This window comes from Pseudoalteromonas sp. AWM4_233 (assembly GCF_056158285.1).
Window position 1 is genome coordinate 3,220,371 of sequence record NZ_JBSWSZ010000001.1, and the last position, 16,573, is coordinate 3,236,943.

Consider the following 16,573-nt stretch of genomic DNA (forward strand, 5'->3'; position numbering starts at 1 on the left):
CTTTTTACTTATTCCTATATAGAATAAAAACTCTATTTCATTGCTGCTTTTACGTATACATCAAAACGGTTTTTCTTAGTGGTGATTTGCATACTCGGCTTTTGCTCATCGAGGAATGGCGCGTAGTCAGGGCGTTTCACGGCAACGCGTTTACTCGCCAATTGCATAGCAAAGGATAGTAATGCATCTGCATCGTGATCGTCTCCCACTAAAGATTGGAACACACGCATTTCTTTTTTCACCAGTGCCGACTTTTCTCTATGTGGAAACATAGGATCAAGATAAACCACATCAGGTTTAACTTCTGTGCTATTTAATAAGTCATGGCTAGAACCAAACGCCATATCCACTTGCGCCTTCATCCACTCACCTATTTCGGTATCTTGGTAAGCACGCTGTAGGCCATCATAAAGTAATGCAGCAACCACAGGGTGACGTTCATGCATGGTCACTTTGCAACCTAGCGCAGCTAATACAAAGGCATCTCGACCTAAACCTGCAGTCGCATCAAGTACATGCGGTATCGCACCTTTATTTAGCCCCACAGCTTTAGCAATTGCTTGACCTTTGCCACCGCCAAATTTACGTCGGTGTGCACTGGCCCCAGTTACAAAGTCAACTCGAATGGCGCCTAATTTTGGTTCATCACTTTTGAATAACTGCAATCCATGCTCATCAAATTGCAACTTAAACAAGCTTTTATTTGGCACATCATTGGCATTACACTGCTCGGCCCATTTGGCTAATTCAAAGCGTTTTTCGATTTCATCAAGATAAGGACGATTTTCAGGATAGGGGGTATGGATTAGCAAGGGCAAACTCCTTATAGAACAGCTTGCCCATTATAACGTTGAAACGTTTATTTATACCAACCTTCAATAATACTTAATTAATAGAAGCGGGTTAGAAAAGCTCAATATCATCTTGAGAGGCTACTTGATCTTCACTCCAAGGCTGACTCAACTTATTAAGACTGGTATGCAGTGCTTCTCGCGTTTCAGTGATCAAAGCGAGTTTTTGTTTGATGACATCAATCTCTTCGTTCATAAAAGCAAAATGTTGTGAAAATGCTTTTAGTTGCTCTGTATTTTCGATTTGTGCAGACTGCAATAACTGCTCAAAGTTTTCAGATTGCGTGCTGTGATGCATATCTAAAAATACCAATTGTTGTGCTATGTCATCACATACCTGACCTATGTGCGCTACTTGCTCGATTGCTTGCTCACTCTCTTCCATATCTTGAATTTTGGCATTCGTCGCCTCCAAAATATGTGGCAGCAAGTCTTTGTAACGACCGTACATACCAGGATCTTCGGTCGGCATATTTTTGATCAGCAAAGAGACTTTAGGGTAGTTAATAATGGTACGACGACCAAAGTCGACAAAACGACTACCTTCACGATTTTGCTCTAATAGTTCTTGCTCAATTGGCTGAATAGCGCCTTCAGCAGATTTAAACACCTCACCTTGTTGATGCCAAAATGCGACCGCGACTTCTAGCTGTAAAGGCACAAAGAACTCGAAGAAAAAGCTCGACAAACTTTCTAGATCATGGGCGTGATACGACTGACCAACATAGCGCATAATCCGACCCATATCGCCGGAGTCTGTCATGGCGATTTCAGCAGTTATCTGCGCTTGCTCCATATCTTGTTTAAGACGCTGAGACACTTGGCGATAGTCATCAAGTACATTGATTCTGGCAAGCAACTCTTCTCGGTTAAAAGGTTTTACTATGTAGTCTGCAGCACCAGAGTTATAACCACGCATACGCTCAGAGATATCTGTGCGAGAAGAAAGAAACATCACTGGAATTTCTTTGGTTTGTGACGCTTTTTTTAGCTTTTCACATACTTCAAAGCCGTTCATGCCAGGCATTTCTACATCAAGAAGAATAATATCGGGGTGATATTTAAGGGCTAACCGCAATCCTTCATCACCATTTTTAGCTCGGATCAATTTACAGCTTTCAGCCAACGCGTCTTCGATGATCTTATGCACTAACTTGTCGTCATCGATAGCCAGCACCAGTCTGCTCATACCATTTCCCTTAATAAATCATGTCTTTAAATAGCATAGCTGGAGATGATAATTTTGCGAACCCCAAAAAGCATAAAAGCGCCCGAAGACGCTTTTATTTTTATAACTACATCAAACTCTGAGTAATTATTATGCAAATTTGCAATCTTGGCGCAGGGTCTCCCCCGCGCTACAAAAATTTTACGCTATTCCACTATGACGGAGTAATGCGTCAACTTGTGGTTCTCTACCTCTAAAGCGCTTGAATAATTCCATTGGCGCTTCTGAGCCACCTTTTTCTAAGATGTTTTGCATAAAATCTTGTCCAGTTTGTGGGTTAAATACGCCCTCTTCTTCAAAACGAGAGAATGCATCTGCCGATAAAACTTCTGCCCATTTGTAAGAGTAATAGCCCGCGCTATAGCCGCCTGCAAAAATATGACTAAAGCCATGTTGGAAACGGTTAAACTCAGGTGCTTTAACCACGGCTGTACGCTTACGCACCTCATTTAGAGTAGACTGAATTTGACAACCTTCTTCGGCTTTATAATCAGCATGAATATGGAAGTCGAATAAACTAAACTCTAACTGACGCAGCATCTGCATGGCCGACTGGAAGTTTTTCGCATCTAATAGTTTATCAAGTAATTCTTTAGGTAATGGCTCACCAGTTTCGAAATGACCCGAGATAAAGCTCAGCGCTTCTTCTTCGTAGCACCAGTTTTCTAAGAACTGACTTGGTAGCTCTACGGCATCCCACGCCACACCATTAATACCCGCCACCGCTGAGGCGTCAATTTGCGTCAACATATGGTGAATGCCATGACCGAACTCGTGGAATAAAGTGGTCACCTCGTTGTGGGTAAACAAAGCAGGCTTGTCGCCGACGGCTTTATTAAAGTTACATACTAAGTACGCCACCGGTGTTTGTAGCTCGCCATTAGCGCGAATTTTACGACCCATGCAGTCATCCATCCACGCACCACCGCGTTTGTGTTCGCGCGCATATAAATCTAGGTAAAAGTGACCGCGAAGTTCATCGCTTTTATCGTGCACAGCAAAAAAGCGAACATCTTCATGATAAGTATCAAAATCAGAAAGCTCAGTAACTTTAATGCCAAATAGCTTATTAACTGTGGTGAACAAGCCTTTTAATACTGTATCTGCAGGGAAGTAAGGGCGTAACTGCTCGTCAGAAATAGCATATTTAGCTTGCTTTAACTTCTCACCAAAGTAACCGTAATCCCACGCTTGTAAGTCAGTCATTTGATATTCTGACTCGGCAAATGCTTGTAGCTCATTTAACTCTTGCTCGGCTTGTGGTTTAGACTTAGACGCTAAATCATTTAAAAACTCAAAAACCTGCGCCGGATTTTCGGCCATTTTTGTCGCCAATGATTTATCAGCAAAGCTGTCAAAACCTAGCTGCATTGCTAATTCATGACGCAACTTTAGCTCCTCAGCCATAATCTCTGAGTTATCGAACTCACCGGCATTCGGGCCTTGATCAGAAGCGCGTGTGCAAAATGCGCGGTACATTTCTTCACGTAACTCGCGGTTATCAGCGTAAGTCATCACAGGAAGATAAGACGGAATATCTAAAGTAAACACCCAACCTTCAAGCTCTTTGCTGTGCGCAGTATGCGCCGCTAAAGCAATCGCCGACTCAGGCAAGCCGGCAAGCTCGCTTTCATCTCTAATATGCTTTTGCCATGCTTGCGTTGCATCCATCACATTATTACCAAACTTTGCAGCGAGCTCTGATAAACGCGCTGAAATTTCGCCATAACGCTTTTGCTTATCGCTATCTAATGCAATGCCCGACAAGGTGAAATCGCGTAATGCATTGTCGATTGAGGTCTGCTGGGCAATGCTCAGTGATGCAAATTCTTCTGAGTCTTTTAATGCTTTATAGGCTTCATATAAACCTTGATGCTGACCCACATAGGTTGAGTATTCTGAAATAAGCGGTAAGCACTCATCATAGGCTTTACGTAAATCTTCAGAGTTAACCACTGAGTGCATGTGTGATACTGGCGACCACATACGAGAAAGCTTGTCATCCGCCTCTTCTAGTGGCACCACTAGCCCTTGCCAAGTAAACTCTCGCCTTGCCAATACTTCGTCAATGGTTTTACGACAATGTTCTATTGCAGCTTTAAGTGCAGGCACTACATGCTCTGGTTGAATTTTCGAAAATGGTGGCAAACCTTCAAGACCAATCAGTGGGTTACTCATAAATACTCTTTCCTTTAATCTTGCTCTATTAATATGTTCTTTTATGACATATTTAACGTATTAGCATTGAAATTGGGGCAAATGCCGCAATTACAAGTTAGACTGAAATATTCTTGATACTTCGCCTTTCTATTACTGAAAGCTTAGAACATAAAACCAATTTTTAAGGAGTTTTTATGGCTCAACATTTTGATTATATTGCCATTGGTGGTGGTAGCGGTGGTATTGCTTCGGCTAACCGTGCGGCAATGCGTGGCGCAAAAGTCGCTTTAATTGAAGCAAAACACATGGGCGGTACTTGTGTAAATGTGGGTTGCGTACCAAAAAAAGTGATGTGGCACGGTGCACAAGTCGCTGAAGCAATTAAGCTTTACGCACCTGATTACGGCTTTGATGTTGAACTTAAAAACTTCGATTGGGCAAAATTAGTTGAGAGTCGCGAAGCGTATATTGGCCGTATTCATAAGGGCTATGAAGGTTATTTAGCAAAAAATGGCGTAACCGTGATCAACGGTTTTGCTAAATTCGTTGATAATAAAACCATCGAAGTGAATGGTGAACATTATACTGCTGATCATATTTCTATCGCAGTAGGCGGTCGCCCTTCGATTCCAAATATTCCAGGTGCTGAGTACGGTATCGACTCAAACGGTTTCTTTGAATTAGACGAGCAACCACGACGTGTGGCAGTAATTGGCGCAGGTTATATTGCTGTTGAACTTGCTGGTGTTTTAAATAGCCTTGGTACTGAAACACATCTTTTTGTTCGTAAACATGCACCACTTCGTAGCTTCGACCCTTTAGTTGTTGAAACACTCACTGAAGTGATGGAAAAAGAAGGCCCTACACTTCATACCAACGCCACACCAAAAGCGCTGACAAAAGAAACTGATGGCTCTGTAACCTTGCATTTAGAAAATGGTGACAGCCATACGGTTGACCAAGTCATTTGGGCGATTGGTCGTGAACCTGTGACTGATTTAATCAATCTACAAGCCACTGATGTTGAAACCACTGAGCGCGGCTTTATTAAAACTGATGAATACCAAAACACCTCTGTACCTGGTATCTATGCACTGGGCGACATTATGGAAGGCGGTATTGAACTGACGCCTGTAGCCGTAAAAGCAGGTCGTATGTTGGCTGAGCGTTTATTTAATCCAGAATTGCCTGATGCCAAAATGGATTATGAACTAGTACCAACAGTGGTATTTAGCCACCCGCCTATCGGCACAATCGGCTTAACCGAGCCACAAGCGATCGCACAGTACGGCGAAGAAAATGTGAAAGTATACACTTCTACGTTTGCTGCTATGTACACCGCTGTGACACAGCACCGCCAGCCTTGTAAAATGAAGCTAGTCTGTGTGGGCGAAGACGAGAAAATCGTTGGTTTACACGGTATTGGTTTTGCGGTTGATGAAATGATCCAAGGTTTTGCTGTGGCAATGAAGATGGGCGCGACTAAAGCAGACTTTGATTCTGTAGTGGCGATACACCCAACGGGTTCTGAAGAATTTGTTACCATGAGATAGGCACTGCCAATTATTCATCCATGAAGCACCGCCCGGCTCGACGTCCTTTGTCTCGCGTTCGAGCCTAAAATAGCTGCACCCTTTCGCTATTTTCGGGCGGCTCTCGCCCGACTGGTTCTGAATAATTCGTTACCATGAGATGGACACTGCCAATTATTCATCCATGAAGCCCCCCGGCTAGACGCCCTTTGTCTCGCATTCGAGCCTGAGCTAACTACTTTCTAGTTATTAAGAAAGTTGATATCAATTAATCTTTCATATTTTTTTAACTGAAAGTTTTTATGTGACGCCAATGAAGCTGCTAGAATAAGCGTAACTTTTCTGCTCTCAATACAACAAGGTTTTCATAGATGAAAAAACGTATTGCTTTAGCACTTTTAGCAAGTGCAACGTCTGCGGCTGTGTCGGCTGCTGATACTCGCTCTCAAGGTATGGGTAATGTCGGTGTCGCTTCTGCAGACTACCTATCTTCAGTGTTAATAAACCCTGCACTGATCAATCGCCACTCTGATGAGACTGACGATTTCGGCTTAATCCTACCTTCTGCTAACGTATTTGTTCGAGACGAGCAAGAATTACGTGACCATATCGATACTTTCCAAGATAGCTTTGACGAACTTTCAGACTTACTAGAGCTAGCTGAATCGGGCGGTAATGTTACAGTCGATCAATTAGATAGAGCTAGAAAACAACTAGCATCTGATTTAGATAAATTAAACGGTGGTATCAATATTGAAGCAAACCTAGCAATTGCCCTTGCTTCACCTAGTCGTATTGGTGGTTTTGCGCTTTATGCAAATACAGATATTGACGCAAACGCAAATCTATTCATTTCTGGTGATGATGTAAATGTAATTGCAAATGCACAAACGCCTGAAGAACTTGAAGAGCTAAACTCTCGCTTACAAGTTGTAGGTGCAGCAATTAGCGAAATCGGCTTTGCCTATGCAAATCAGTTTACTGTTTCTGATAAGCAAGTATATTGGAGCATCACACCTAAGTTCCAACAAGTTGATTCATTTAACTACGTATCGAAAGTAAATGACTTTGACGAAGATGACTTTGATGCAAACGATTACACGAAAACAGAAAATAACTTCAACTTCGATATTGGCTTAGCAACTGAGCTAACTGAAAGAGTTACTGTTGGTTTCGTGGCTAAAAACCTCATCGAAAATGACTACGACTCTGTAACAAGCCAAGGTATCACGCCTTCTTACAAAGTTGGGCCTGAGTATATTGCCGGTATCTCTTACAACGGTGACATCGTTACACTTGCTGCTGATGTTGATTTAACCGCACCTCAACATTCAAACCTAATTGAAGAAAGCCAATTCGCACGTCTTGGTTTAGAGTTAAATGCGTTTGACTGGGTACAAATTCGTGCTGGTTACCGTCACGATTTCAATGGTGATAAAGAAGACAGCTACAGTGTTGGCTTTGGATTAAGCCCATTTGGCGTTGTACGCTTAGACTTAATGGCACAAACATCTGGTGAGAACGACATAGGCGCTGGTTTACAGCTTAGCTTCACGTTGTAATCACTTTGAATGTGGGCATGACATCTTCATTGTGCCCACAGTTTTACTTTTCCCCCAACTTCATTTTCCCCCTGCTTACGACTTTAGCTATCATCCAAACCTTTGATCTTACACACTTGACTAATGTCTTACTTTTAAGCAATCTGGAGGTAGTTAAAACAAATTTAACTAACCAAAAGTATTAGGTTTTCGCTTTATAAGGTGGATAACGTGTTTAAACTTGCACATAATGGCAAAATTTTAATGGACATCGCTCAAGCCGCGCCTCCGAGCGAAGGCTTTATTCTTGATGCCTTAAAACAGTCGCCGTTTGCGCAATGTGAAGTCGATCACGAGAGTATTAAAGCGTATTTTAAAGGCGATCAAACAGAAAAGATTTTAGCGGTCGCCATTAAGCATGACGCCACATTTAAAGTCGATGTCTGTGAAGATAAAATGCAAGCAATTGGTACAATTACAGTCGCCTATGGCGGTAAAGCCATTTCACTCGAAGAGGCTAAAAAAGCACTGATTGCCGCTGGTGTTACCCGTGGTTTCAAGAATGTCTACCTTGAGAATTTACTTAAGAAGCAACATCTAGCTCAGCCTGGAGATGAAGTTTCAGAAATGCTTGCACAGGGAAGGATGCCAATCAACGGCGAGGCTGCGACGTTAAAACTTCATGTATGCACGTTAAAACAACGTTTAAAGCAACCTAAACTTCGTGAAGATGGTAGCGTCGACATGCGTGACTTTGGCGCTTTAGCAAGTGTCGAAAAAGGTACATTATTAGCAACACAAATTCCCGCAACAAATGGCACTGATGGCTTTAACGTTTTAGGAGAGACCTTACCGGCCAAACCAGGTGATACTTTTCAGCTAACAGCCGGTGAAGGCACCGAAATCTCGAGTAAAAACCCTCTACAACTTATTGCTACACTGTCGGGCTGCCCAAGCGAAATAAATAATGGCTTGAGAGTGGACGATGTTTTTACTATCGATGAAGTCAGTGTTAAAAGTGGTCATATTGAATTTGATGGCAGTGTGATCGTCAGCAAAAGTGTTGCACCAGGAATGAAAATTATCGCCAAAGGTGATGTCACAATCCTTGGCAGCGTAGAGTCAGCCGAAATACAAACAAAGGGAAATATTGAAGTAAAGCAAGCTGTTATTGGTCATCTCGACCATCAACATAATGATGAAGAACTTACTTGTAAGCTCATTGCTGGGGGAAATATTGAAATTTCTCACGGCCAATATGCTTACCTGGAAGCAAATAATATTACTGTACATAAACAAAGCAACCACTGTGACCTAAAAGCATTTGATACTATTATCATTGGCGGTGGTGACAAACCAAACGGTAAGTTAATCGGTGGTGAAATCATTGATGCGCAGAAAGTCATTGCTGGTGAGATTGGTACATCATCAGGTACCAAAATGAATATTTTCTTGGCACGAAGCGGAATGGCTTTAACGGCTAAAACAGATGAATGCGTCAAAGAGCTCTCTAGTGTTGACGAACAGTTAAACACACTGCAACAAGCCGTTGAAAAGGCAGACCATTTAAAAGATCAAGATAAGAAAAAAACAATCATGCAAAAGATTTTGGCAACCCAGCAACATTATTGTCAACAAGCTGAACAACTAGAAAAGCAGCTCAGCGAGTTGGATCACCACTTACATGACTTACTCGACAATACCCAATTAACGGTTAATAAAGCCTTAAACAGTGATGTAGAGATCCATATTTTTGATCGCGTTTATAAAACACAAAGACAATACCCTCCTTGCACAGCCAAACTCGTCGATAATGAAGTAAAGATTGAGTTTTAAACTCTATTTGTATTTGTTAGTTGGTTCATAAAACTTATTTTCATAAATAACGATATACCAAACGACCCTTCAACACCTGTAGGTATCGGCTTTAGCCCGACAACCTTTAAAACATGTCACCATAATTACGGCCAAATTAACTCAAAATAGACCCTTAAATATAGTCGTATACAAAAAAGCGCAGGATAAACCTGCGCCTACAATTCTGAGTAACTAATTCTCATCACTCGCTAACTTGCAGCTTACAGCTTGTGACTTTCAGCTTACAACACACCTTCAAATTGCTGTTTTAATTCATCGCCCCACACGCCTACTTGCACTTGTGCAATATGTTGTTTTTGTAGCATCAACATCACTAAGCGTGATTGTCCAATACCACCGCCTATGGTTTGCGGCATCTCACCCGCCACCAGCTGTTGATGCCAATCTTGCTCTAAACGCGCATCATCTGAAGTGATCGCTAATTGGCGCTTTAACGACTCAGGGCAAACACGAATGCCCATAGAGGAGATCTCAAACGCATCTTCAAGCACAGGGTTCCAAACCAAGATATCGCCGTTTAAACCCTGATACTTATCACAAGTGGCTGTAGACCAGTCATCATAGTCAGGCGCACGCACATCATGAATTTCTCCATCACCTAATGCACCGCCAATGCCAATTAAGAATACCGCACCATATTCTTGAGCAATGGCTTTTTCGCGTTGCTTAGCAGTAAAGTCAGGATACATTTGGCGTAATTCTTCACTGTGCACAAAAGTAATTTTTTCTGGTAAAAATGGCGTTAAACCAAACTCGCTCGCCACCATTTTCTCAGTTGCTTTAATGGCTGAAAATAATGTTTCAACAGTAGATTTAAGCTTTGTTAGAGAGCGCTCACTGTCAGCGCAGATGATTTTTTCCCAATCCCACTGATCAACAAAGACAGAGTGAATCGGCGATAATTTATCCTCATCAGGACGCAGCGCTTTCATGTGTGTATATAACCCCTCACCAACAGCAAAGCCATGATCGCCTAAAGTTTTACGCTTCCATTTTGCCAGTGAGTGCACGACTTCAAAACTCGCTTCAGGTAATGTTTTTACTTCCACCGAAACCGCTTTTTCAGTACCGCTCAAGTTATCTTGAATGCCGTCGCCTACTTTAGCCAAAATAGGTGCTTGAACTTCTAACAAGCCAAGCTGGCTTTCTAGTTGCTCCGAGAAAAAACGTTTCACGGCGCTGATCTGTTTTTGTGTTTCTAGATAACTTGTTTTCATATTTGGTTCCTCATTCCCAATGATTCGATTACACGGAGCCTGCAACCCAGCTCGCTCTGTACTGTTAAATCCATCGTCAACAAATTCGAATCTAAAAACAAGATCCAATAACAAAAATACCTTTACGCTATATTTTTCATTAAAAATTTCAGGTAAATTTTAATGATTCATAAATTATGAGCCTTTAAAAGCATGGAAAATTATCAGATCGATAATCTCGATAAATCGATTTTGCACGCATTAATGGATAATGCGCGTACACCTTATGCCGAATTAGCAAAACGATTCGCCGTGAGTTCGGGAACTATTCACGTTCGAGTTGAGAAGATGAAGCAAGCGGGGATCATACTTGGTACGCAAGTCACCATAGATCCAAAGCAACTGGGTTATGACGTTTGCTGTTTTATTGGGGTTAACCTAAAACATGCGGGTGACTACCCGAGCACCATTGAGCAGCTAAGAGGCTTTAACGAAGTTGTAGAAGCTTATTACACCACAGGCAACTACAGTATTTTTATTAAAGTCATGGCACGTTCAATCGATCACCTACAAGATGTTCTGATCAATAAAATACAAACCATAGAAGCCATTCAATCAACAGAAACACTGATTTCATTGCAAAACCCAATTTGCCGTGAAGTAATGCCCTAAGCGCGATAAACGCGTATAATCGGCGCAATTTTGAGAATTAGAGTAGTAACCGTGGACAATAAACGTTTTCATCGCGTAAAGCAGGTTTTAGACAGACGCCAAACCGACCTAACGGTATGTTTAGATGAAGTGCATAAACATCATAATTTATCTGCCATTGTGCGCACAGCTGACGCTGTAGGCTGCCACCATGTACATGCTGTATGGCCACAAGATCAGCGTCGTTTAACTAACAATACCTCTGGCGGCAGCAAAAACTGGGTTGAGACCCATATGCATGATGGTATTGATCAAGCGGTTGCTTCAATTCGCGAGCAGAACCCTGGCATCCAATTGTTAGCAACCAATCTCAGTGATGAAGCCGTTGATTTTCGCGAAATTGATTATACCAAGCCGACGGCTGTGATCGTGGGCCAAGAACGTCTAGGTATCTCAGACAAAGCGCTTGCCCATGCCGATAAGCACATTGTTATTCCAATGGCTGGTATGGTGCAATCGCTCAATGTATCGGTGGCTGCTGCACTGATTTTATATGAAGCACAAAGGCAACGTGAAGAAGCAGGGCTTTACGATCGCAACGATATGTTAGATGCTGAGGTTAAACACAAACTCTTGTTTGAAGGCTGCCACCCTATTATTGCGAATCGCTGTGTGGAGAAAGGTTTACCTTACCCTTCACTTGATGATGAAGGTGAAATTGTCGCAGATGAAGCGTTTTGGAACACGCTTAAGTTCAAGCAAAAGTAGTCATATAAAAGTCATTAAGGAATAGTATGTCGAGTCCTAATTTAGCCAACTACCCGATCACTGAGCTCAAAGGTGTTGGGCCTAAAGTTGCCGAACGTTTAGCTAAATTAGGCATTGCTTCTGTGCAAGACATGCTATTTCACTTACCGCTTCGCTACGAAGACCGCGCACGCACTTATACGATTAATGAATTAATACCGCATACTCATGTCAGTATTGAAGCTGAAATTGAGCACAGTGATATTACTTTCGGTAAACGTCGTATGTTGGTTTGTCACGTTAACGACGGGACCGGTAGACTTACACTGCGCTTCTTTAATTTTAATGCTGCACAAAAGAATGCCATGTCACCCGGTAAAATTATTCGTTGTTTTGGTGAGGTAAGACGAGGACGTGCAGGGCTAGAAATGGCACACCCAGAATACAACATTCGCAGTTGTCCCACTGAGCCACAAGATCCGAACCTCGCAACCCTAACCGCGGTTTACCCTACAACCGAAGGCCTAAAGCAGTTGAGTATTCGGAGTATTGCCAACAAAGCACTCGACTTACTAGATAAATACGACTTAGAAGAATATTTACCGCAGCAATATCGCCCTAATCAACTGAGCTTAAAAGATGCGGTATTGCAACTTCATCGACCACCTCAAGATACCGACTTGAGTTTACTCGAATTGGGGGAGCATCCCGCGCAGCAGCGTTTAGCATTTGAAGAACTGTTAGCGCAAAACCTCAGTTTATTGCAACTTCGCCAGAAAGGTCAGGCGGTGCAAGCAGTGTCTTTACCACCGACGAATAAACTCGAACCTGAATTTTTAGCTCAGCTACCGTTTAGTCCAACCAATGCGCAAAGTCGCGTCGTGGCAGAAATTAAACAAGATTTGCAACAGCCATATCCCATGATGCGTTTAGTCCAAGGTGATGTGGGTTCTGGTAAAACCCTCGTTGCCGCGCTCAGTGCTTTGACTGCAATTGCAAAGGGTTACCAAGTGGCATTAATGGCTCCGACTGAGATTTTATCTGAACAACATGGCATTAGTTTTAAAAATTGGTTCAGTAGCTTAGGTATAGAAACCGCTTGGTTAGGTGGCAAAACCAAAGGCAAAGAGCGCATACAAGTACTGGAAAGCATCGCTTCTGGCAAAGCCCAGATGGTGATCGGCACCCATGCGCTATTCCAAGAGCAAGTCGAATTTCATAATCTGGCATTGATCATCATAGATGAGCAGCATCGTTTTGGTGTGCATCAACGTTTAGCACTCAGAGAAAAGGGTAAATTTAATAACTGTTATCCGCATCAGTTAGTTATGACTGCCACACCTATTCCGCGTACATTAGCCATGACCGCCTATGCAGACTTAGAAACGTCGGTCATTGATGAACTGCCTCCAGGGCGCACGCCAATCACTACAGTTGCGGTGCCAGATACCCGTCGTGAGCAAGTGATACAAAGGGTAAAAAGTGCCTGTATAGAAGATCATCGTCAAGTCTATTGGGTCTGTACGCTTATCGATGAATCTGAGGTTTTACAATGCCAAGCCGCAGAAGACACTGCTACGCAACTAAAAGAATTACTGCCAGAATTAAAAATAGCCCTTGTGCATGGCCGAATGAAGCCACAAGAAAAACAAGAGATAATGGCGGCTTTTAAAGCTGATGAATACCATGTGTTAGTTGCGACAACCGTGATTGAAGTTGGGGTAGATGTCCCCAATGCCAGTTTAATTATTATCGAAAACCCTGAACGCTTAGGATTAGCTCAACTCCACCAGCTAAGAGGCCGTGTTGGCCGTGGTGCAATCGCATCGCATTGCCTACTACTTTATCATGCGCCTCTGTCTATCACTGCGCAAAAGCGTTTAGGCGTTCTAAGAGACAGCAATGATGGTTTTGTGATTGCTGAGCGGGATTTAGAGATTCGCGGCCCTGGTGAAGTACTTGGTACTAAACAAACCGGCTTAGCTGAATTTAAAGTAGCCGATTTAAATCGTGATAAGCACTTGTTACCGCAAGTTCGCGCACTGGCTTTTACATTGATGCAGCAACAGCCTGAAACTGTGAAGCCGCTGGTCGCTCGATGGCTAGGTGGAAAGTCAGAACTGGCGATGGCCTGATTGCTAAATAAATTGTCGCCATAAATGACGACCTACACCAAAGGGCTCTCTTTTCACCTGTAGATCGCGGCTTTAGCCCGACAATCACAAAAATATATCAACTAACCTATAAACAGAAATCAATGCCTTTCTAAAAAGCGCTGCCAATGCACAGATGAATTGATCACGCGCACGGGTGCAATGATCTTTTTTAACAACTGTGGGGTAGGTTCTTTTAATAGAGCATTATCTTTTAGACCCAACAAATAATGAAATGCAGGTTTGTTTAAGTGTTGAATGGCTGAAATACGAATTTGTTGCTCGAAGTTCAAACGCAAGCTACTCACAGACGTTTTATGTCCTTGCTGATCGATACTTGGTATATCGCATTTTTGTAAATACCCTAAACGCTTACCTTCACCTGAAAACCAAATGCGAACTTTTTCACTGTAACGACCCGTTTTGGCTGGCAGGTCAAATAGCAAACGTTGTTCGTTTTGGCTTTTCACAAACTCTAGATACGGTTCTAATCCAGCTTGCCATAACGCGGTATGAATAGGTACCACTCGGGATTGAATTTTCTGGTGTGTCGCAAATTTAAAGCAATGCACGCCCTCAATTTTTACCACATCATCAAGGGTTAAATTGCCAATTTCATCACTATAAGCACCGGTATAATAAGCAATTAAAGGCAACCAGAAGTGCCAGTGCTTTGGCTGTTCACGCTTTTGCTTTTCATCACCGTAAATATACCCATGGAACAAAGTATGTAATTCCATAGCTGAAAATGCGCGACGACCAAGGTGTACTTTCATAGACTTACGGTAACCTTATTTATAAATAAGAAACACGATAAGTTTAAAGGGATTATTAAAAAGATAAACCACCAATTTTAAATTTCTTTAATCTGAGTAGATGTTTACCTATGGACTTTTCTTTACGTTGCTTAGCTATGGCACATTCACCAGCAACCTGTAGTAAGAATAATCAACGAGGTATAAAAACAAAAAAAGCCTGCTAAGCAGGCTTTGGAGATGTTGTTTGATATTCTGAATTTAGTTGGCGATTAAAGCTCTGCGCCTTCCGCTAAACCTTTATCTTCACCTTCTTCAGGCTGGATAGTCGCTTGAAGTAGCAGCATGTCTCTTAGCTTTCCTTCAATCTCGTTAGCGATCTCAACGTTCTCTTTTAAGAATTTAATTGAATTAGACTTACCTTGACCAACTTTGCTGCCGTTGTAGCTGTACCATGCACCTGATTTTTCAACCAGTTTGTGCTTCACACCTAGGTCAATTAATTCACCTTCTTTAGAGATACCTTGACCATACATGATAATAAATTCAGCTTGCTTAAATGGCGGTGCAACTTTGTTCTTAACAACTTTAACTCGTGTTTCGTTACCCACTACTTCATCGCCATCTTTCACTGAGCCAATGCGACGAATATCAATACGTACTGATGAGTAGAACTTAAGCGCATTACCACCTGTCGTTGTTTCTGGGTTACCGAACATCACACCAATTTTCATACGAATTTGGTTGATGAAGATACAAAGCGTATTTGAACGTTTGATATTAGCAGTTAGCTTACGCAAAGCTTGTGACATTAGACGCGCTTGAAGACCAACGTGTGCATCACCCATATCACCTTCAATTTCAGCTTTAGGTGTTAGTGCTGCTACCGAGTCAACAATCACCACATCTACTGCACCTGAACGAACTAGCATGTCACAGATTTCTAATGCTTGCTCACCCGTGTCAGGCTGAGAAACAAGCAGCTCGTCAACATTAACACCCAGTTTTTCTGCATAGACTGGATCTAATGCATGCTCAGCATCAACGAATGCACATGTTTTACCTTGCTTTTGGGCTTCGGCAATAACTTGAAGAGTAAGCGTTGTTTTACCTGATGATTCAGGACCATAAATCTCGACAATACGACCAGTTGGTAAACCACCTATGCCTAATGCGATATCAATACCTAGTGAGCCAGTAGAAATTGCTTCAATGTCTAACGCTTGGCTATCACCTAGTTTCATGATTGAACCTTTACCAAATTGGCGTTCAATTTGTGATAACGCGGCATCTAGTGCCTTTTGTTTATTGTCGTTCATTTGCTTCTCCAATCTTGCGTAATGCCAGTAAGTATACTGTATGAAATTACAGTATCAAGCATATTTTTATGAATTTAATAGCTCAATTGATTTTTCTAAAGAAAAAACAACAGCTTGCTCTCTAACTTCAGCTCTATTTCCAGTAAAAACACAATGATAGGTATGCTGTTTTCCCGACAAAAATAGGCCAAACCATACAGTACCTACCGGTTTTTCATCACTGCCACCTGTAGGCCCAGCGACTCCCGAAATTGCAATAGCAAGGTCTGCATTGGCAGCTTTTGCAGCGCCTGCACACATTTCTAACACGGTTTGTTCACTGACTGCACCGTGTTCCTGTAAGGTACTTTCAGTTACCCCCAGCAATGCTTGCTTAGCTTCATTACTGTAGGTGACAAAGCAGCGGTCAATATATCGTGAACTGCCCGATGTATCGGTAAGCGCATAACTCACTCCTCCGCCTGTACATGATTCAGCGGTAGTGATCGTCAGTCGTTTATCAGCTAAAATAGCGCCCAACTTTGACGCTAGAGTACTCACTTGTTGCTGTAGCTCCATCATT

At 42.3% G+C, this 16,573-nt stretch carries 13 protein-coding genes; 6 read left to right on the forward strand and 7 right to left on the reverse strand.

Annotation, left to right across the window (positions count from 1 at the left end; all coding sequences use genetic code 11):
* Positions 1 to 32: 32 nt before the first annotated feature.
* From ACXAC4_RS14605 to prlC, 3 genes are all read right to left on the reverse strand, one after another.
* Positions 33 to 812, reverse strand: a complete 780-nt coding sequence (locus ACXAC4_RS14605; protein ID WP_475162868.1) for a class I SAM-dependent methyltransferase — start codon at positions 810 to 812, stop codon at positions 33 to 35.
* A 91-nt stretch (positions 813 to 903) separates the two neighbouring features.
* The gene (locus ACXAC4_RS14610) at positions 904 to 2,040 is read right to left on the reverse strand and encodes a response regulator (RefSeq protein WP_475162870.1); all 1,137 of its coding nucleotides are present in this window, start codon (positions 2,038 to 2,040) and stop codon (positions 904 to 906) included.
* 180 nt (positions 2,041 to 2,220) lie between these two features.
* Complete coding sequence (gene prlC, locus ACXAC4_RS14615; protein ID WP_475162873.1) at positions 2,221 to 4,257, reverse strand: oligopeptidase A; 2,037 nt, start codon at positions 4,255 to 4,257, stop codon at positions 2,221 to 2,223.
* 176 nt (positions 4,258 to 4,433) lie between these two features.
* On the opposite strand from prlC, the gene gorA reads away from it, so the two are divergent.
* The 3 genes from gorA (at position 4,434) to ACXAC4_RS14630 (ending at position 9,148) form a co-directional block, all read left to right on the forward strand.
* The gene (gorA, locus tag ACXAC4_RS14620; protein ID WP_475162874.1) at positions 4,434 to 5,792 is read left to right on the forward strand and encodes a glutathione-disulfide reductase; all 1,359 of its coding nucleotides are present in this window, start codon (positions 4,434 to 4,436) and stop codon (positions 5,790 to 5,792) included.
* 350 nt (positions 5,793 to 6,142) lie between these two features.
* Positions 6,143 to 7,333, forward strand: a complete 1,191-nt coding sequence (locus tag ACXAC4_RS14625; RefSeq protein ID WP_475162875.1) for a conjugal transfer protein TraF — start codon at positions 6,143 to 6,145, stop codon at positions 7,331 to 7,333.
* Positions 7,334 to 7,543: 210 nt separating this feature from the next.
* Positions 7,544 to 9,148 (forward strand): DUF342 domain-containing protein, encoded by a 1,605-nt coding sequence (locus ACXAC4_RS14630; RefSeq protein WP_475162878.1) that lies wholly within the window; start codon positions 7,544 to 7,546, stop codon positions 9,146 to 9,148.
* Between the two features lie 263 nt (positions 9,149 to 9,411).
* On the opposite strand, the gene asnA is transcribed toward ACXAC4_RS14630, so the two are convergent.
* Positions 9,412 to 10,407, reverse strand: coding sequence for an aspartate--ammonia ligase (asnA, locus tag ACXAC4_RS14635; protein WP_475162882.1), 996 nt, complete (start codon positions 10,405 to 10,407; stop codon positions 9,412 to 9,414).
* A gap of 192 nt (positions 10,408 to 10,599) precedes the next feature.
* Between asnA and asnC the strand changes: the two genes are divergently transcribed.
* The 3 genes from asnC to recG are packed head-to-tail and all read left to right on the forward strand — an operon-like array spanning position 10,600 to position 13,919.
* Positions 10,600 to 11,058, forward strand: coding sequence for a transcriptional regulator AsnC (gene asnC / locus ACXAC4_RS14640; protein ID WP_058031017.1), 459 nt, complete (start codon positions 10,600 to 10,602; stop codon positions 11,056 to 11,058).
* Between the two features lie 51 nt (positions 11,059 to 11,109).
* Positions 11,110 to 11,805 (forward strand): tRNA (guanosine(18)-2'-O)-methyltransferase TrmH, encoded by a 696-nt coding sequence (gene trmH, locus ACXAC4_RS14645; RefSeq protein ID WP_475162888.1) that lies wholly within the window; start codon positions 11,110 to 11,112, stop codon positions 11,803 to 11,805.
* Positions 11,806 to 11,831: 26 nt separating this feature from the next.
* The gene (gene recG / locus ACXAC4_RS14650; RefSeq protein WP_475162891.1) at positions 11,832 to 13,919 is read left to right on the forward strand and encodes an ATP-dependent DNA helicase RecG; all 2,088 of its coding nucleotides are present in this window, start codon (positions 11,832 to 11,834) and stop codon (positions 13,917 to 13,919) included.
* A gap of 119 nt (positions 13,920 to 14,038) precedes the next feature.
* On the opposite strand, the gene ACXAC4_RS14655 is transcribed toward recG, so the two are convergent.
* The 3 genes from ACXAC4_RS14655 to ACXAC4_RS14665 all read right to left on the reverse strand — a co-directional run bounded on the left by ACXAC4_RS14655 (position 14,039) and on the right by ACXAC4_RS14665 (position 16,569).
* Complete coding sequence (locus tag ACXAC4_RS14655; RefSeq protein WP_475162893.1) at positions 14,039 to 14,713, reverse strand: site-specific integrase; 675 nt, start codon at positions 14,711 to 14,713, stop codon at positions 14,039 to 14,041.
* Positions 14,714 to 14,964: 251 nt separating this feature from the next.
* The gene (gene recA, locus ACXAC4_RS14660; protein WP_130254550.1) at positions 14,965 to 16,011 is read right to left on the reverse strand and encodes a recombinase RecA; all 1,047 of its coding nucleotides are present in this window, start codon (positions 16,009 to 16,011) and stop codon (positions 14,965 to 14,967) included.
* Positions 16,012 to 16,077: 66 nt separating this feature from the next.
* Positions 16,078 to 16,569: a CinA family protein gene (locus ACXAC4_RS14665; protein WP_475164149.1), complete on the reverse strand. Its 492-nt coding sequence runs from the start codon at positions 16,567 to 16,569 to the stop codon at positions 16,078 to 16,080.
* Between the last annotated feature and the right edge of the window lie 4 nt (positions 16,570 to 16,573).